7 protein-coding genes are annotated in these 18997 nt (G+C 68.7%); 4 read left to right on the top strand and 3 right to left on the bottom strand.

What is annotated here, in order from left to right; translation table 11 throughout:
- Positions 1-72: 72 nt before the first annotated feature.
- From ACG00X_RS09835 to ACG00X_RS09845, 3 genes are all read right to left on the bottom strand, one after another.
- A complete protein-coding gene (locus ACG00X_RS09835) occupies positions 73-4506 on the bottom strand; it encodes a hypothetical protein (RefSeq protein WP_394487966.1) in 4434 nt (1477 codons plus the stop codon).
- 75 nt (positions 4507-4581) lie between these two features.
- Positions 4582-12792: a heme utilization protein gene (locus tag ACG00X_RS09840; RefSeq protein WP_394487967.1), complete on the bottom strand. Its 8211-nt coding sequence runs from the start codon at positions 12790-12792 to the stop codon at positions 4582-4584.
- 377 nt (positions 12793-13169) lie between these two features.
- Positions 13170-13829, bottom strand: coding sequence for a GntR family transcriptional regulator (locus tag ACG00X_RS09845; RefSeq protein ID WP_394487968.1), 660 nt, complete (start codon positions 13827-13829; stop codon positions 13170-13172).
- Positions 13830-13910: 81 nt separating this feature from the next.
- Between ACG00X_RS09845 and scpA the strand changes: the two genes are divergently transcribed.
- Genes scpA through ACG00X_RS09865 form a run of 4 tightly spaced genes read left to right on the top strand, consistent with a single transcriptional unit; the run spans position 13911 to position 18990 of the window.
- Positions 13911-16094 carry a methylmalonyl-CoA mutase gene (gene scpA / locus ACG00X_RS09850; RefSeq protein ID WP_394487969.1) on the top strand — a complete coding sequence of 728 codons (2184 nt, stop codon included), beginning with the start codon at positions 13911-13913 and terminating at the stop codon, positions 16092-16094.
- A complete protein-coding gene (gene meaB, locus ACG00X_RS09855; protein WP_394487970.1) occupies positions 16091-17059 on the top strand; it encodes a methylmalonyl Co-A mutase-associated GTPase MeaB in 969 nt (322 codons plus the stop codon). The genes scpA and meaB overlap by 4 nt, the downstream gene beginning before the upstream one ends.
- On the top strand, positions 17056-17445 hold the full coding sequence (locus tag ACG00X_RS09860; RefSeq protein WP_394487971.1) for a VOC family protein: 390 nt from the start codon (positions 17056-17058) through the stop codon (positions 17443-17445). The genes meaB and ACG00X_RS09860 overlap by 4 nt, the downstream gene beginning before the upstream one ends.
- Positions 17446-17457: 12 nt before the next feature.
- Positions 17458-18990 carry an acyl-CoA carboxylase subunit beta gene (locus tag ACG00X_RS09865; protein WP_394487972.1) on the top strand — a complete coding sequence of 511 codons (1533 nt, stop codon included), beginning with the start codon at positions 17458-17460 and terminating at the stop codon, positions 18988-18990.
- The last annotated feature ends 7 nt before the right edge of the window (positions 18991-18997 follow it).

The raw sequence follows: 18997 nt of genomic DNA on the forward strand, positions 1-18997 counted from the left end.
GCATGAACTGCGGGCGATTCCCCCGGGAATTTCGACCGGGCCCGCGATGGGCCCGACCTGCTGTGCCGCTGGCTACAGCAGGGGTTGCACCGCGCCGTTCTCGTCGTCCGGCCGACGGGCATGCGTCGGCGGCCAGGGCGGCTCGGTGGCGTCGGACTTGGGCGCCGCGTCGAGGCGGTGGCCCAGCACTTCGTGCAGCGCGGGTGACGAGGGGGCCGCGGCGGATGCCGGCGTGGCCGTCGATGCCGCTTCGGGCGTGGCCGCTTTGGCAAACCATGCATCGCCCATCTCGTGCGTCTGCCCGTCTGCCGTCTTGAAAGTGGACACCAGGCCGATCAGGTTGCCGTTGTCCAGTCGCGAGCTGGCCTGCGCCAGCAGGTCGACCTCGACGATGCCCAGCTCGGCCAGCGTCTTCAGCTCGCCGGTGTCGGTCTTGCCGTCGCCATTGGCGTCCACCCAAAGCCGCAGTTGCGAGAACGCCGCGTCCGCTGCGGTCAGCAGGTGGTCGTGGTTCAAGTCCAGCGCGGCCATCGCCTGGTAGCCGTTGGCGGCGTGCAGGCCATTGGCCAGCAGCGTGCCGGTGCCGAACAGCTCGGCGCCGGAGTCGATGAGGCCGTTGCCGTCGAGGTCGCGCGCGAGCAGCGCGTTGCCTGCGGCGATCCAGCCCCATTGCTGTTGCTGGCCGCTGCCGTTGAGGTCGAAGCTGACGCCCTGCGCCGCCGAGACCGTCGACAGGCCATGCCCGTCCAGGTTCAGCATGATGGGGGTGGCGAGATAGAGGGCATCGAGCTGGTCTGCCCGCATGGCCTGCAGCGCTTCGGTGCTGAAGGCGAGCATCTGCTCCATGTTGAGCGCCGCCAGGTCGCGGGTTTCGAAGCCCGTCACCATCGCGCTGCCGATGGCGTGGATCTGGTCGGTGGACAGCGCGTGCACCTGCGTCACGCTCAGCGCGGCGAGGTCCGCGCTGCTCAGCGCACCGAAGGCCTCGCTGCTGATGGCGTGGATCTGCGTGCTGGAAAGCGCTGCGATCTGCTGCGTGTCCAGCCCCGAGATGGCATCACTGCCCAACGAGGCGATCGCCAGCGTCGACAGGCTGTGCAACTGCCGGGTGTTGAAGGCGTGCAGCTGGTCGCTGTGCAGCGCGTGCAACTGGCCGGCGCCCAGCGCGGCGAGGTTGGCGGTGGCCAGGCCGCGCAGCGCCTCGGGGGCGAGTGCGGCGATCGCGTCGCTGCTGAAGGAGGCCAGCTGCAGCGTGCTCAGCACGGCGAGCTGCGTGCTGACCAGCGCATGCATCTGGTCGGTCGAGAAGGCCGCGAAATCCGCGGTGGGCATCACGACGATGGCGCCGGACGTCAGCGCAGTCACGCTGGAGGGCGCGAGCGCGGCCACCTGCTCCGGCGTCCACGCGAGCACCGACGGGTTGTTCAGCGCCATGGCCTGCTGGGTCGTCAGCGCGCCGATCTGCTCGGTCGTCAGGCCCATCGCCTGGAAGTAGCCCAGCGCGCCGATCTGTGCCGTCGTCAGCGCCTGCACCTGCTCGAGGCTCAGCGAGCCGATCTGTTCGGAACTCAGCGCCCGGAAGGTGCGCGTGTTCAAGGCGGCGAGATCGGCCGTCTCGATCGCGGTCATCTGATCGCCGTGCAGCGCGGCGAGCTGGTCGCTGCGCATGACGGCGAACTGGCTGGACGTGAGCGCGGTGATCTGCGCGGGGGCGAGCGCCGCGAACTGGTCGCTGGACAGTCGAGCCAGCTGCAGTGGGGGCAAGGCGGCGAGCTGGTCGCCGCTGAGCGCGCCCATCTGGTCGGCGCTCAGCGCAGCCAGCGTCGCGCTGCTCAACGCGGCCAGCTGTGTGCTGTCCAGCAGGCTGATCTGCTGCGGGCTCAAGGCGGCGATCTGCCCGGTGCTCACGACGGCCAGCTGGCGAACGGACAGCGCATCGAACGCGTCCACGTTCAGCGCGGCGAATTGCGCCGAGGTAAGCGCCATCACCGAGCGGGTGCTGAGCCCGGCGATGTCCTCGGCCGTCAGGTTGCCGACCTGCTCCAGCGTCAGGCCCGCCAGCTGGTAGGGGCTCAGCGCGGCGATCTGGTCGCTGCCCAAGGCATTGAAGTCGTCGATCGACCAGCCGGCGAGCTGCGCGGTGCTGAGCGCCGTGATCTGCGCGCCACGCAGCGCGAGGATCTGCTCGTCGTGCAGCGCATCGAGCTGCAGGGAGCTCAGGTTGCGCAGTGCGCTGAGGCTCAGCCCGGCGATGCCCTCCGTCGTCAGTGCCGCGATCTGGTCGGCGCTGAACGCAACGGCCTGGGCGCTGCCGAAGGCGCCGATCTGCGCACTGTTCAGCGAGGCCAACTGGTCCGGCGTCAGCATGGCGATCTGATCGGAGCGGAGCGCCGACAGCGCGGCCGGTCTGACCGCGTCGAACAGGGTGGCGTCCAGCGCGCCGATCGCATCGGACGAGATGGCGGCCAGCTGCCGTGAGCCGAGCGCTGCGAACTGGTCGGTGCCCAGCGCGTTGAGCGCCTCCTGGTGCAGCGAGGCGACCTGCAGCGTGCTGAGTGCGGCGATCTGCTGGGTTTGCAGCTGGGCGAGCATTTGCGGGCCCAGCGCGTCCAGCTGTTCGGCAGACAGCACGCGCAGCGCGTTGCTGCTCAGCGCGCGCAAGGCGTCGGAGCTGATGGCCTGCAGATGCTCGGGCCCCAGCGCGCCGACCTGCAGCGGGCTCAGCCCACTGCCTTGCAGGCTGCCCAGCGCGCTCAAGTCCTCGGCGGTCAAGGCCTGGATCTGCTCGGTGGTCATCGTGTGGATGACGGTTGAGCTCAGGGCGGAGAAGGTCTCGCTGGGCAGCGCGGCGATCTGGTCGGCGGTCAGCGCACGGAACTGCGAGCCGCTGAGCGACAGCAGGCGGTCGGCGCCGAGCGCCGTGAGGCTCTGGGCCGACAGCTCGGTGATCTGGGCCGGCGTCAGCGCGCGCATCTGCGTGCTGCTGAACGCCTGCAGCTGCTCGGGCGTCAGCGCGGCCAGCTGTTCGCCGGCGAGCGTGCTGATGGTGCGGGTGGGCAGGCCGTGGATGGCGTCGGTGCTCAAGGTGGCGAGCTGCTCGGCCGAGAGCGCGCGAAGCTGGCTGCCGCTGAGTGCGGCGGCCTGCACGCTGGTCAGCGCGCCGAGCTGCGTGGCGTCCAGCGACGCCAGCTGATTCGCGGTGAGCCCGAGCATGGCATTGCTCTGCAGCACGCCGATCTCGTCCACTTCCAGCGCACGGATGGCGTCGGTGGACAGGGATTGCAGCTGCTTGGAATTCAGCACGGCGAGCTGGGTCGCGTTCAGCGCCGCGACGTCCAGCGAATCCAGCGCCGCCATCTGGCTGCTGGTGAGCTGGCGGATCTGCTGCGTGCTGAGGGCGGCGATTTGCTCGGGCGTGAAGGAGGACAGCACCGAGCCCTTGATGCCCGCCAGCGCGCTGGATTGCAGCAGCTGCAGGCTGTCCGGGCTGAGCGCACTCAGTTGGTCGCTGTTCAGGCCGGCGAGTTGCTGGGAGGTGAGGGTGCGCAGTTCGCTGCTGTCGAGGGTGGCGACCAGCGTGGTCGACAGCGCCGAGATCTGCAGCGAACTCAGGACCTTGAGCCCACGCGTTCCCATCGCGTCCAGGTCTTCGGCCTCCAGCGCCGACACCTGTTGCGTGGACAGCGCCCGCAGCTGTTGCGTGCCCAGTGCGGCCACCTGTTCCGTCGACAGCGCCACCAGGCCGTCACTGCCGATGGCGCGGACCTGGGTGCTCTGCAGGGCGGCGAGCTGGGCCGTCTGCAGCGCCTGCAGCGATTGCGTCGCCAGGGCCTGCAGTACCTGCGTCGCCAGCCCTTGCACGGCCTGTGTGGCCAGGGCCTGGAGCGCTTCTGTGCTCAGCGCGTTTGCCTGGGTCGAGCCCAGCCCTTGCACCTGCGATTTCGACAGGACCGCGGCCTGGCTGCTGTCGACCACAGCGACCTGGTCGGACGTCATCTGGCTCAGCTGGCCTGGGGTGAGCGACCGGAAGGCGCCGGTGTCCAGCGCCGGAATTTCGTCCACCGCGATCAGCGGGACCTGGGCCGACGTGAGCCCGCGGATCTGGTTGCTGGTCAGTGCATCGATCTGGTCGTAGCCGAGCGCCTCGAACTGGGCGCTGTCGAGTTGCCGCAGCCGGAACACCGTCAGCGCGGGCACCTGGGCCGTCGTCAGTGCGCCAACCTGCTCCGGCGTGAGCGCGGCGATCGTGCTCGAGGTGATCTGGTGCACCGCCGTCGTGTTGATGGCCTGCACGTCCTGCAGTTCCATCGCCGACAGATGACCCTTGGCCAGGCTGCTCAGCGCGCCGGCCGTCAGCGAATTCACCTGGATTGGCGTCAGCGCGATGACCTGCTCCGCCGAGAAGGCGAGCCATTGCGCCGGCCGAAGCGCAGCCAGCTCAGCAGTGCTGAGCTGGGCAATGTCCGCTGGACTCAGGGACCCGATGTCAAGGGTGCTGATGCTCATCCGGCTATACCGCTTCCGGGTCGTCCGCTGCAGGAGGGGCCGGCCGGAAGTGCGGAGCTTCCGGCCGGATCAGGGTCACAGCAGCGGCAGTCCGCCGTTGGCGTCCTCCTCCTGCTTCTTCAGGATCGCCAGCGCCGCCGCATGTTCAGCCGTCGAGGACGTCGTGGCCGCCGCCGTTGTCGTCGATGCCACTGTCGTCGTGCCGACCAGCAGATTCTGCTCCGGCTGGGCCAGCAGGTCGGACAGCTGCACCGTCGTCGAGTTGCTGGTGGCGCCCGGCACCTGCTTGGCCAGCCAGACGTCACTCATCTCGTGGGTCGTGCCGTCGCTGGAGGTGTAGCTGGAGACGAGGCCGACGACGTTGCCGTTGTCGATGGTCGTGCCCTTGGTCGCCGACAGGTTGAGGTCGGTGATGCCGAGGTCGAGCAGGCCCTTGAGTTCGCCAGCGTCGGTCTTGCCGTCATGGTTGGCGTCCACCCACACGGAGAGCTTGCCGAAGTTGGCGTCCAGCGCATTGATGTGGCCGTCCTGGTTGGCGTCCAGCGTCGCGAGGGCCGTGAAGCCATCGACGCCGGCCTTGCCGTCGGCCAGCACGGTGCCGGAGCCGAACAGCTCCCGGCCGCTGCTGATCTGGCCGTCGCCGTTCAGGTCCATCGCCAGCAAGCCATCGCCGCCGGCGACCCAGCCCACCTGGTTGACCGTGCCATTGCCGTGCAGGTCGAACTGCACGCCCTGGCTGGCCGCCAGCGTCTGGATGCCGTGGCCGTCGAGGTCGAGCATGATCGGCGTGGCCAGGAACATCGCGCCGATCTGATCGGTGGTCATCGCGTGGGTCTGGTCGGTCGTGAACGCGAGCACCTGGGTCATCGACATGCTGGCCAGGTCTTGCGTCTCGAAGCCGAGCACCTGGTCCGTCGTGAAGGCAACGAGCTGATCGGTCGACAGCGCGTGCACCTGAGCCGTCGACAGCGCGAGGATGTCGTCGGTGGCCAGCGCCACGATCTGGTCGGTGGACAGCGCCAGGATATGGGCCGTGCTCAGCGCGCCGATCTGGGCGGTCGTCAGCGCCTGGATATCGTCGGTGGAGATCGCCAGGATCTGGGCGGTGTCGAAGGCGCGCAGTTGCAGCGTCGACAGCGCCTGGATCTGGTCGGTGCCCAGCGCGGCGATCTGGTCGGTGGCGAAGGCCTGCAGTGCCGTGGTGGTCAGCGCATGCAGCTCGGCGGTGCCGATGGCGGCGATGTCCGCCGTCTCGATGCCGACGATCTGCGTGCTGGTGACGGCGCTCCACTGCGACACGGTCAACGCGTGGATCTGGTCGGAACTGAGCGCGGCGAAGTCCGCCGAGTCCAGGGCCGCCAGGCGGGCGGAGCCGATGGCCACCAGGTCGGCGGTCTCGATCGCCGCGACCTGGTCGGTGGTGAAGGCTTGCAGCTGCGTGGTGCTCAGTACGGCGAACTGCGTCGTCGTGAAGGCCACCACATCGTCGGTGGTCATCGTGCTCAGCTGGCCAGTGGACAGCGCGGCGACCTGGGCCGAGGTCAGCGCACCGACCTGGTCGGTGTTCAGTGCATTGAGCTGATCGCTGTTCAGGGCGTGCAGCGCGGCGGTGGACAGCGACTTGAGGTCGGCGGTCTCGATGGCGCCGATCTGGTCGGTGCCCAGGCCCAGCACCTGGGCCGAGGTCAGCGCGCCGACCTGGGTGGAGCTCAGTGCGGCGACGGCGTCGGTGGCCAGTGCGCCGATCTGGGCGGAGTTCAGCGCCTGCAGCTGGTTGGTCGCCAGCGCCTGCACATCGGCCGACTCCATGCTGGAGAGCTGGCTGGTGGTCAGCGAGGCGATCTGCGCGGTGTTCAGCGCGCGGATCTGGCTGCTGTCGAAGGCGTTCAGGTCATCGCTGGTGAGGTTGCTGAGCTGGGTGGTGGACAGTGCCGCGACCTGGCCGGTCGTCAGCGCCGCCATCTGGGCGGTGTCCAGCGCATTGAGCTGGTCGCTGGTGAGGGCGCGCAGCGTGGCGGTGGACAGGGACTTCAGGTCAGCGGTCTCGATGGCAGCGATCTGGTCGGTGGTCAAGCCGGCGGCCTGGGTCGAGCTCAGCGAGGCGACCTGGGTGGAGCTCAGCGCGGCGATGGCGTCGGTGGCCAGGGCGCCGATCTGGTCGGAAGCCAGGGCCCGCAGCTGGGTGCTGCTCAGGGCCTGCACGTCGGCGCTCTCCATGCTGGCGATCTGGCTGGTGGTCAGCGAGGCCAGCTGGGCCGAGTTCAGGGCGCCGATCTGACCGCTGGTCAGCGCGTTGAGGTCATCGCTGGCCAGCGTGCTGATCTGGGCGGTGGTCAGCGCGGCGACCTGGGTGCTGCTCAGCGCGGCGACCTGTTCGGAGTTGAGGGCGCCGAGCTGGTCGCTGGTGAGCGAGCGCAGGGCAGTGGTGGACAGGGCCTTGAGGTCGGCGGTCTCGATGGCGACGATCTGGTCGCTGGACAGGCCGGCGACCTGCTTGGTGCCGAGGGCGGCGACCTGGCCGGAGGTGAGCGCGACGATGGCGTCGGTGGCCAGCGCGCCGACCTGGTCGGAGCCCAGCGCCTGGATCTGCGTGCTGCTCAGAGCCTGCACGTCGGCGCTTTCCATCGCGGCGACCTGGGTCGTGGTCAGCGAGGCGACCTGGGCCGTGCCCAGCGCGCGGATCTGGGCGCTGGTGAAGGCATTGAGGTCGTCGCTGGCCAGCGTGCTGACCTGGACGGTGGTGAGCGCGGCGACCTGCGAGGTGGTCAGCTCGACGACCTGGTCAGAGCTCAGCGCGCCGAGCTGGTCGGAGTTCAGCGCGGTGAGCTGGGCGGTGGTCAGCGAGCGCAGCTGGGCCGAGCCGAGCGCGGCGACGTCGTCGGAGGCCAGCGTGCTGACCTGGGCGGTGGTCAGCGAGGCGACCTGGGTGGTGCTCAGCGCGCCGATCTGGGCGGAGTCCAGCGCGTTGAGCTGGTCGCTGGTGAGGGCGCGCAGCGTGGCGGTGGACAGGGCCTTGAGGTCGGCGGACTCGATGGCACCGATCTGGTCGGTGGTCAGGCCGGCCGCCTGCTTGGTGCCCAGCGCGGCGATCTGGGCGGAGGTCAGCGCGACGATGGCGTCGGTGGCCAGGGCGCCGACCTGGTCGGAGCCCAGTGCCTGGATCTGGTTGCTGGCCAGGGCCTGCACGTCGGCGGTTTCCATCGCGGCGACCTGGGTGGTGGTCAGCGAGGCGAGCTGGGCGGAGGTCAGCGAACGGATCTGGCCGCTGGTCAGCGCGTTGAAGTTGTCGGTGGACAGGGCGCTCAGCTGGTCGGTGGACAGCGAGGCGACCTGGGCGGTGGACAGCGCACCGACCTGGTCGGTGCCCAGCGCGTTGAGCTGGTCGCTGCCAAGGGCGCGCAGCTGGCCGGACGACAGCGCACGCAGTTGGCTGGAGTCGAGGGCGGCGAGGTCGTCGGTCGCGAGCGTGCTGACCTGGCCGGTCGTCAGCGAGGCCATCTGGCTGGACGACAGCGCGCGAACCTGGTCGGTGCCCAGCGCGTTGAGCTGGTCGCTCGTGAGGCTGCGCAGGGCCGTGGTGGACAGCGAGGACAGGTCGGCCGTTTCGATGGCGGCGACCTGTTCGGTCGTCAGGCCGGCGGCCTGCGTCGAGCCCAGTTGGCTGAGTTGCGTGGATGTCAGCGCGGCGATGCCATCGGTGCTCAGGGCGCCGACCTGGTCGGAGCCCAGCGCGCGCAGCTGCGTGCTGGACAGCGCTTGCACGTCGGCCGTTTCCATGGCGGCGATCTGCGCTGTGCCCAGCGAGGCGATCTGCACGGTGGTCAGCGCGCGGACCTGGGCGCTGTTGAGGGCGTTCAGATCATCGCTGGCCAGTGTGCTGACCTGTGCGGTCGTCAGCGAGGACACCTGCGTGGTCGACAACGCGCCGACCTGGTCGGACGTCAACGCGTTGAGCTGGTCGCTGGACAGCGAGCGCAGCGTGCTGGTGGACAGTGCCTTGATATCGCCGGATTCGATCGCGGCGATCTGGTCGGTCGTCAGGCCCGCGGCCTGCTTGGATGTCAGCCCGCCAATCTGGGCCGAGCTGAGGGCGGCGATCGCCTCCGACGAGAACGCGCCGGCCTGGTCGGAGCCCAGCGCCTGCAATTGCGTGGTCGTCAAGGCCTGGACGTCGGCCGTCTCCATGGCTGCCAGTTGGGCCGTCGACAGCGCGGCCATCTGGGCGGTGCCCAGCGAGCGGATCTGGCTGCTGGTGAAGGCGTTCAGGTCCTCGGTGGCCAGCGTGCTGACCTGGGCCGTGGACAGCGACGCGACCTGCGCACTGGTCAGCGCGCCGATCTGGTCGGAATTCAGGGCGTTGAGCTGGTCGCTGGACAGCGCGCGCAGCGTGCTGGTGGACAGGCCCTTGAGGTCGCCGGTCTCGATGGCGGCCATCTGGTCGGTCGTCAGGCCGCTCACCTGGGTGGAGTTCAGCCCGGCCAGCTGGCTGGACGTCAGTGCGGCGATGCCGGCCGTCGACAGGGCGCCGACCTGGTCGGAGCTGAGGGCGCGCAATTGCGCCGTGCTCAGTGCCTGCACGTCGGCCGTTTCCAGCGCGGCGAGCTGCGTGGTGCCGAGAGCGTGGAGCTGCGCGGTGGTGAGGGCGCGGAACTGGGCGGTGCCCAGGGCGTTCAGCGCGTCACTGCCCAGCGCGGCCATCTGGTCGGTGGTCAGCGCAGCGACCTGGACGGTCGTCAGCGCGGCCATCTGGTCGGAGGTGAACGCGTTGGTCTGCGTGGTGCCCAGCGCGCTCAGGCTGCTCGTGGCAACGGCCTTGATGTCGCTGGTCTCGATGGCGCCGATCTGTTCGGTCGTCAGGCCGGAAACCTGCTTGGTGCTGATGGCCCCCACCTGCGCGGAGCTGAGCGCGACGATGTTGTCGGTGGACAGGGCGCCCATCTGGTCGGAGCTCAGCGCGCGCACCTGGCTGGTGGTCAGCGCCTGCACGTCGGCGCTTTCCATGGCGGCGACCTGGGCGGTCGACAGGGCGCCAACCTGCGCGCTGTTCAGTGCGCGGACCTGCGCGCTGTTGAAGGCGTTGAGGTCGTCGGTGGACAGGGCGCCGACCTGGCCGGTGGTCAGCGAGGTGACCTGGGTGGTGGTCAGCGCGCCGATCTGGTCGGAGTTGAAGGCGTCGAACTGGTCGGTGCCCAGCGCGCGCAGCGCGGCGGTGGACAAGGCCTTGAGGTCACCCGTCTCGATGGCGACGATCTGGTCGGTCGTCAGGCCCACCACCTGGGTGGAGGTCAGCGCGGCGATGTGCGAAGAGGTCAGCGCGGCGATGCCGTCGGTGGCCAGCGCGCCGATCTGGCTTGAGTCGAGCGCGCGCAGTTGGTTCGTGGCCAGCGCCTGCACGTCGGCGCTTTCCATGGCCGCGATCTGGGCGGTCGACAGCACGGCCACCTGGGCGGTGCCGAGCGCGCGGATCTGTGCGCTGTTGAAGGCGTTGAGGTCGTCGGTCGACAGGGCGCTGACCTGGCCGGTCGTCAGGGCCGTGACCTGCGACGTGGTCAAGGCGCCGATCTGGTCGGAGTTGAAGGCATCGAACTGGTCGGTGCCCAGCGCGCGCAGCGCGGCGGTGGACAAGGCCTTGAGGTCACCCGTCTCGATGGCGACGATCTGGTCGGTCGTCAGGCCCACCACCTGGGTGGAGGTCAGCGCGGCGATGTGCGAAGAGGTCAGCGCGGCGATGCCGTCGGTGGCCAGCGCGCCGATCTGGCTCGAGTCCAGCGCGCGCAGTTGGTTCGTGGCCAAGGCCTGCACGTCGGCACTTTCCATGGCCGCGATCTGGGCCGTCGACAGGGCGGCCACCTGGGCCGTGCCGAGCGCGCGGATCTGTGCGCTGTTGAAAGCGTTGAGGTCGTCGGTCGACAGGGCGGCCACCTGGCCGGTCGTCAGCGAGGCGACCTGGGCCGTGGTCAGCGCGCCGATCTGGTCGGAGTTGAAGGCGTCGAACTGGTCGGTGCCCAGCGCGCGCAGCGCGGCCGTGGACAAGGCCTTGAGGTCGCCCGTCTCGATGGCGACGATCTGGTCGGTCGTCAAGCCCAGCACCTGGCGCGAGCTCAGCGCGCCGATCTGGCCGGAGCTCAGTGCGACGATGCTGTCGGTGGCCAGTGCGCCGATTTGCGCGGAGTTCAGCGCCTGCAGCTGACCCGAGGTCAGCGCCTGCACGTCATCGGACTGCATGGCGGCGAGCTGGTCGGTCGACAGGGCGGCGACTTGTGCGGTGCCCAGGGCGCGGATCTGCGCGCTGTTGAAGGCGTTGAGGTCGTCGGTCGACAGGGCGCCGACTTGAGCGGTGGTCAGCGACGTGACCTGGGTCGTGGTCAGCGCGCCGATCTGGTCGGAGTTGAAGGCGTCGAACTGGTCGGTGCCCAGTGCGCGCAGCGCGGCGGTGGACAAGGCCTTGACGTCGCCCGTCTCGATGGCGGCGATCTGCTCGGTCGTCAGGCCCAGCACCTGGCGCGAACTCAGCGCGCCGATCTGGCCGGAGCTCAGCGCGACGATGCTGTCGGTGGACAGCGCGCCGATCTGCGCGGAGTTCAGCGCCTGCAGCTGGTTGGTGGCCAGGGCCTGCACGTCATCCGTCTGCAGGCCAGCGAGCTGGTCGGTCGACAGCGCGGCCACCTGGGCCGTGCCGAGCGAGCGGATCTGTGCGCTGTTGAAAGCGTTGAGGTCGTCGGTGGACAGGGCGCCGACCTGAGCGGTGGTCAGCGACATGACCTGGGTGGTGGTCAGCGCGCCGATCTGGTCGGAGTTGAAGGCGTCGAACTGGTCGGTGCCCAGTGCGCGCAGCGCGGTGGTGGACAAGGCCTTGACGTCGCCCGTCTCGATGGCGGCGATCTGCTCGGTCGTCAGGCCCAGCACCTGGCGCGAGCTCAGCGCGCCGATCTGGCCGGAGCTCAGCGCGACGATGCTGTCGGTGGACAGCGCGCCGATCTGGGCGGAGTTCAGCGCCTGCAGCTGGCTGGTGGCCAGGGCCTGCACGTCATCCGTCTGCATGCCGGCCAGTTGGTCGGTCGACAGCGCCGCGACCTGGGCGGAGCCGAGGGCGCGGATCTGCGCGCTGTTGAAGGCGTTGAGGTCGTCGGTCGACAGGGCGCCGATCTGACCGGTGGTCAGCGAGGCCACCTGGCTGGTGGACAGCGCGGCCGCTTGCTCGGAGGTCAGTGCGGCGAATTGATCGGTCGACAGCGCGCGCACGGTGGCGGTGGACAGCGTGCGAAGCTGATCCGAGCCGATGGCGGCGATCTGATCGGTGTTCAGTCCCTTGATCTGGACCGAGTTCAGCACCGAGATCTGTGCCGTGCCCATGGCCTGGATCGCGTCACTGCTCAGGATGCCGAGCTGCGCGGAGTTCATCGCGCGCACCTGGTTGGCGGACAGCGCGGCGACGTCGGCGGTGTTCAGGCCGCCGATCTGGTCGGTCGTCAGCGCGCCGATCTGGGCCGTGCCGATGGCGCGAATCTGGTCGGTCGACAGTGCGGCGATGGAGTCGCTGTTGATCTGCAGGACTTGCCGGGTCGACAGGGCGCCGATCTGCTGCGTGCCCAGCGCGGCGACTTGTTCGGACGTCAGGGCGCCCACCTGGCTGGTGCCCAGCGCGCCGATGGCGGCGGTGGACAGCGCCTTGATGGCGTCGGTCGTGATGGCGCTCGCCTGATCCGAGGTGAGGGCGCCGGCCTGGCTGCTGCTCAGCGCGCCGACCTGCTGCGATTGCAAAGCGGCCACGGCTTCGGTGGACAGCGCGCCCACCTGCGAGGACGCCAGCGCCTTGATCTGATCCGACTTGAGTGCCTGGACGTCGTCGCTGACCAGGGTGCCGACGAGGCTGGTCGTCAGGGCGGCCAGTTGCTGGCTGGTGAGGGACTGGATCTGCTCGCTGCCCAGTGCATTCAGGTCGTCGGATTCGAGGTTGTGGACCTGGCTGGTGCTCAGCGAGCCGACCTGCCGCGTCGTCAGGGTGCCGAACTGGTCGGAGCCCAGCGCGTTCAGTTGTTCGGTGTTGAGCGTGCGAATCGCTGCGGTGCTCAAGGCCTGCAGGTCGGATGTCTCGATCGCGGCGATGTTGGTCGTCGTGAAATATGACACTGCCCGCGTGGTGAGCGAGGAGAACTGAAGGCTGGTGAGCGCCTGGAACTGTTCCGTCGAGAAGGCCGCCCAGTCTTCGCTGGTGAGGCGTGCGAGGGTCGCCGTCGAGAGCCCGGCGATTTGTTCGGTGGTCAGGTTCGTGATCAGTGATGCCATCTTCAGCTCCCTCGGCGATGAGCGTTGCGCCCAATGGCGCCAGGTATTTCGGTTGCCCGGTCAGCCTGTGTGCGGTGTCCGAAAGTCCCTGGGCGGGGCGTTCGGTCTGCACAGAGGCGTTCCGGGGCGACGGTGGTCGTGGCTGGTCGCAACTCGGCCATCACAGTTCGGTTTTCGGTAACAGAGTGCTGAACTTGAGCGCTCTGAAAGCCATCAATTCCGAAACTCGTGACATCGTTGCGGCCCTTCTCAGATGTCACGGGTTTGCACCTCAGAAATCCTAGGGCAACACTTGGGATGGACGTTGCCCTAAAAGCGGGTAAAGCAGGCTTCAGTTCACGTTTTTGCCCGCCGTGGCGGGCGATTGGCGAGGGCCGTCAGGCCAGCGGCGTGTCGGGCGCCGTCGCGGCGGCCAGGCCGTTGTGAAAATGTTCACGAAGCAGCCGGGCGCTTGCCGCGCCGTCCCGACGCAGCAAGGCATCGGTCAGCGCGTCGTGCTCTTTGAGCGACTCCTGGATGCGCCCTTGCTTGAACAGCGAATGGTGCCGGTTGAGCTTCATCACGCGGCGCAGGTCGGTCACGATCTGCTGGCGCCAACGGTTGCCTTCGATTTCGAGCAGCCGCAGGTGAAAGCGCTCGTTGGCCGCGAAGAAGGCATCGCGCAGCCCCACCTGCTGCGCAAGCTCCGCGTGCAGGGCGCCGAGTTCCTGCAGCTGCGCGTCGGTGGCGTTTGCGGCCACCTGCGCCGCCGCATCGCTTTCCAGCAGCGCGAGCAACTGGTAGGCCTCGCGCACGTCGCGCTCCGACATCTCGGTGACATAGGCGCCGCGGCGCAGCTTCATCGTGACCAGCCCCTCGGCGGCCAGCACCTTCAGCGCCTCGCGCAGCGGCGTGCGGCTGATGCCGAAGTCCGCGCACAGCTTGAGCTCGTCGATCCAGCTGCCGGGCTCCAGCTCGCGGGCAAAGATGCGCTCGCGCAGCCGCTCGGCCACCTCTTGATAGAGGGCGCGATGCGGGAGCGGGAGCGGGGCCGTCATGGCGCGCAGTTTAGGTCAATCTGAATTCATAATTATGAATAACGACAGGGCTATGATGCCTGCACAGTCAAGGAGAGTTCGATGTCGGACGCCAGCCACGCCGGGAGCGCCCCGGAGTTCAAGACCGCCACGCTGGACCAGTGGACCAAGGCCGCAGCGCGGTCGGCGCCGGGTGGCGATGTCGCCGCGCTGAATTGGGTCACGCCGGAAGGGCTGACCGTCAAGCCGCTCTACACGGCGGCCGACACCGCCGGCCTGCCGCATGCCGACACGCTGCCCGGCTTCGAGCCCTTCGTACGCGGCCCGCAGGCCACCATGTATGCCGCGCGCCCCTGGACGATCCGCCAGTACGCCGGCTTCTCCACCGCCGAGGAAAGCAACGCCTTCTACAGAAAGGCGCTCGCTGCCGGCGGGCAGGGCGTGTCCGTCGCCTTCGACCTGGCCACCCACCGCGGCTACGACAGCGATCATCCGCGCGTGACCGGCGACGTCGGCAAGGCCGGCGTGGCCATCGACTCCGTGGAAGACATGAAGATCCTGTTCGACGGCATCCCGCTGGACAAGGTCTCGGTATCGATGACGATGAATGGCGCCGTGCTGCCGGTGCTGGCGGGCTATGTGGTGGCCGCGGAAGAGCAGGGTGTGGGTCAGGATCAGCTGGCCGGGACCATCCAGAACGACATCCTCAAGGAGTTCATGGTCCGCAACACCTATATCTACCCGCCCGCGCCGAGCATGCGGATCATCGGCGACATCATCGAGTACACGGCGCGCCACTGCCCCAAGTTCAACTCGATCAGCATCTCCGGCTATCACATGCAGGAGGCGGGCGCCAACCAGGCGCTGGAGCTGGCCTTCACGCTGGCCGACGGCAAGGAATATGTGAAGACGGCCATGGCCAAGGGGCTGGCGGTGGACGACTTCGCGCCGCGCCTGTCGTTCTTCTGGGCGATCGGCATGAACTTCTATCTGGAGATCGCCAAGATGCGCGCCGCCCGGCTGCTGTGGTGCCGCATCATGAAGGGCTTCGGCGCCACCTCGCCCAAGAGCCTGATGCTGCGCACGCACTGCCAGACCTCAGGCTGGAGCCTGACCGAGCAGGACCCCTACAACAACGTCGTGCGCACGACCATCGAGGCCATGGCGGCCGTGTTCGGCGGCACGCAGAGCCTGCACACCAACTCGCTGGACGAAGCCATCGCGCTGCCCACCGAGTTCAGCGCCCGCATCGCGCGCAACACGCAGCTCATCATCCAGGAAGAGACCCACATCACCAGCGTCATCGACCCCTGGGCCGGCAGCTACATGATGGAGAAGCTGACCCAGGACATGGCCGACAAGGCCTGGGCGCTGATCGAGGAGGTGGACGCCATGGGTGGCATGACCAAGGCGGTGGACACGGGCTGGGCCAAGCTCAAGATCGAGGCCAGCGCGGCCGAGAAGCAGGCCCGCATCGACTCCGGCGCCGACGTCATCGTGGGCGTCAACAAATACAAGCTCGCCAAGGAAGACCCGATCGAGATCCTGGATGTCGACAACGTCAAGGTGCGCGACGCGCAGATCGAGCGGCTGAAGCGAATCAAGGCCACGCGTGACACGGCGGCCGTGCAGGGCGCGCTGGCCGCGTTGACGCGGGCGGCCGAGAACGGCGAGGGCAATCTGCTGGACCTCAGCATCCAGGCCATGCGCCTGCGCGCGACCGTGGGCGAGGTCAGCGACGCGCTGGAAGCCGTGTTCGGCCGCCACCGCGCCGACACGCACAAGGTCAGCGGCGTCTACGCGGCCGCCTACGACTCGGCCGAGGGCTGGGCCAGGCTGCAGGGCGAGATCGCCGCCTTTGGCGAGGAGCACGGCCGCCGCCCGCGCGTGATGATCGCCAAGCTCGGCCAGGACGGCCACGACCGCGGCGCCAAGGTGGTCGCCACGGCCTTCGCTGACCTCGGCTTCGACGTCGACATCGGCCCGCTGTTCCAGACCCCCGAAGAATGCGCCCGCCAGGCCATCGAGAACGACGTGCACGCCGTGGGCGTCTCGACGCTCGCCGCCGGCCACAAGACGCTGGTGCCGGCCATCATCGACGAGCTCAGGAAGCAGGGCGCCGACGACATCATCGTGTTCGTCGGCGGCGTCGTTCCCGCGCAGGACTACGACTTCCTCTACGCCGCCGGCGTCAAGGGCGTCTACGGGCCGGGCACGCCCATTCCGGTCAGCGCCAAGAGCGTGCTGGAGGCCATCAGGACGCAGCTTTCCGGAGTGGCCGCTTGAGCCTGGCGGAGCGGCTCCGGTCCGGCGAGCGCCGCGCGCTGGCCAAGGCCATCACGCTGATCGAGTCCACGCGGGCCGACCACCGCGAGCAGGCGGACGCGCTGCTGACGGCGCTGATGCCGGCCACCGGCCATGCGCTGCGGCTGGGCATCTCGGGGGTGCCGGGTGTGGGCAAGAGCACGTTCATCGAAGCCTTCGGCCTGCTGCTGCTCTCGCGTGGCCACCGCGTCGCGGTGCTGACCATCGATCCGTCCAGCACCTTGTCGGGCGGCGCCATCCTGGGCGACAAGACGCGCATGGAAAAGCTCTCCATGGACACGCGCGCCTTCATCCGCCCCAGCCCCAGCAGCGGCACGCTGGGCGGCGTGGCCGAGAAGACGCGCGAGGCCATGCTGCTGTGCGAGGCGGCCGGCTACGACATCGTCATCGTCGAGACGGTGGGCGTGGGCCAGAGCGAGACGGCGGTGGCCGGCATGACCGACCTGTATCTGCTGCTGCAGCTGCCCAATGCCGGCGATGATCTGCAAGCCATCAAGAAAGGCGTCATGGAACTGGCCGATCTCGTTGTCATCAACAAGGCAGACCTGGACCCCGGGGCGGCGATGCGTGCCCAGGCCCAGATCACGTCTGCATTGCGGCTGCTGCCGGCTCACGCGGCCAGCGTGCCGCGCGTGCTGCAGGTGAGCGCCCTGCGCGCCGATGGCATCGAGGCGCTGTGGGCCGCGCTGGGCACGCTGCGCAGCGACCGCCAGGCCAGCGGTGCCTGGCAGCACAAGCGCCGCGAGCAGTCGCTGGCGTGGCTGTGGGAACGCATCCAGGCCGGGCTGCGGCAGGCCTTCATGGGCGCGCCCGGCATGGCGCAACAGCTGGCGGCCGCCACGGCCGAGGTGCGCGATGGGCGCACGCCGGCTTCCACGGCAGCCCGCCAGTTGCTGGCGGCCTTCCAGCTGCGGAGCAATTCATGATCACTGGCCTGAACCACATCAACCTGCGCGCCCCGGCCGAGCTGCTGGCCGTGCTGCGCGACTTCTATGCCGAGGTGCTGGGCCTGACGGTCGGCCCGCGTCCGGCTTTCAACAGCGACGGCTACTGGCTGTATGCGGGCGGCCAGGCAGTCGTCCACCTGTCCACGCAGCGTGCCGAAGAAGCGGTTCGCGGGCCGGTGGACCCGGCGCGGCCGACGACCTACGACCACACCGCCTTCACCGGCAGCGACGCGCAGGCCACGGCCGCCCACCTGCGGGCGCGCGGTGTGGCCTTTCGCGAGTCCCGCTCCGACATCACGCGGCAGCACCAGTTCTTCCTGCAAGACCCCGCCGGCAACGGTGTGGAGATCAACTTTCCGTTCTGAAAGCCCATCACCATGCACGACATCCTGCAAGCCCTCGAAGCCAAGCGCGCCCGCGCGCGGCTGGGCGGTGGCGAGAAGCGCATCGCCGCCCAGCACGCCAAGGGCAAGCTGACCGCGCGCGAGCGGCTGGAGCTGCTGTTCGACGAAGGCAGCTTCGAGGAATGGGACATGTTCGTCGAGCACCGCTGCGTGGACTTCGGCATGGCCGACAACAAGATCCCCGGCGACGGTGTCGTCACCGGCTACGGCATGATCAACGGCCGCCTGGCCTTCGCCTTCAGCCAGGACTTCACCGTCTTCGGCGGCGCACTCAGCGAAGCGCACGCCGAGAAGATCTGCAAGGTGATGGACCAGGCCATGAAGGTGGGCGCCCCGGTCATCGGGCTGAACGACTCGGGCGGCGCGCGCATCCAGGAGGGTGTCGCGTCGCTGGGGGGTTATGCCGACGTGTTCCAGAAAAACGTACTGGCCTCCGGCGTCATCCCGCAGATCAGCATGATCATGGGGCCGTGCGCAGGCGGCGCGGTGTATTCGCCGGCCATGACCGACTTCATCTTCATGGTGAAGGACAGCAGCTACATGTTCGTCACCGGCCCCGAGGTCGTGAAGACCGTGACGCACGAGGAAGTGACGGCCGAGGAGCTTGGCGGCGCGGCGACCCACAACTCGCGCAGCGGCGTGGCCGACCTCGCGTTCGAGAACGATGTGGAAGCGCTGCTGATGCTGCGCCGCTTCTTCAACTACCTGCCGCTGTCCAACCGCGAGAAGGCGCCCGTGCGCCCGAGTGGCGACCCGGCCGGCCGGCTGGACCTGTCGCTCGACACGCTGGTGCCCGACAACCCCAACAAGCCGTATGACATCAAGGAGCTGATCCTGAAGGTGGTCGACGACGGCGACTTCTTCGAGCTGCAGCCCGACTACGCCAAGAACATCGTCACCGGCTTCGCCCGCATGGAGGGGCAGACGGTGGGCATCATCGCCAACCAGCCGCTGGTGCTGGCCGGCTGCCTGGACATCAAGAGCAGCATCAAGGCCGCGCGCTTCGTGCGCTTCTGCGATGCCTTCCACATCCCGGTCGTCACCTTCGTCGACGTGCCCGGCTTCATGCCCGGCACTTCTCAAGAGTACGGCGGCATCATCAAGCATGGCGCCAAGTTGCTGTACGCCTACGCCGAGGCCACGGTGCCGAAGATCACCGTCATCACCCGCAAGGCCTACGGCGGTGCCTACGACGTGATGGCCTCCAAGCACCTGCGCGGCGACGTCAACTTCGCCTGGCCCAACGCCGAGATCGCGGTGATGGGCGCCAAGGGCGCGGTGGAGATCATCTTCCGCGAGGACAAGGGCGACCCGGAGAAGCTGGCGGCCCGTGAGGCCGAATACAAGGCCCGCTTCGCCAACCCCTTCGTCGCTGGCAGCCGCGGCTTCATCGACGACGTCATCCAGCCGCACGAAACCCGCAAACGCATCTGCCGCTCGCTGGCGATGTTGAAGGACAAGAAACTGGAGAACCCATGGCGCAAGCACGGGAACATTCCGCTGTGAGGCTGTC

It is taken from the genome of Pelomonas nitida (assembly GCF_043555975.1).
Taxonomy (GTDB): domain Bacteria; phylum Pseudomonadota; class Gammaproteobacteria; order Burkholderiales; family Burkholderiaceae_C; genus Pelomonas; species Pelomonas nitida.

Excerpts from the sequence above, each read along its gene's own strand:
- ACG00X_RS09835 (WP_394487966.1), bottom strand. The coding sequence starts at position 4,506 with ATGAGCATCAGCACCCTTGACATCGGGTCCCTGAGTCCAGCGGACATT.
- ACG00X_RS09840 (WP_394487967.1), bottom strand. The coding sequence starts at position 12,792 with ATGGCATCACTGATCACGAACCTGACCACCGAACAAATCGCCGGGCTC.
- ACG00X_RS09845 (WP_394487968.1), bottom strand. The coding sequence starts at position 13,829 with ATGACGGCCCCGCTCCCGCTCCCGCATCGCGCCCTCTATCAAGAGGTG.
- scpA (WP_394487969.1), top strand. The coding sequence starts at position 13,911 with ATGTCGGACGCCAGCCACGCCGGGAGCGCCCCGGAGTTCAAGACCGCC.
- ACG00X_RS09860 (WP_394487971.1), top strand. The coding sequence starts at position 17,056 with ATGATCACTGGCCTGAACCACATCAACCTGCGCGCCCCGGCCGAGCTG.
- ACG00X_RS09865 (WP_394487972.1), top strand. The coding sequence starts at position 17,458 with ATGCACGACATCCTGCAAGCCCTCGAAGCCAAGCGCGCCCGCGCGCGG.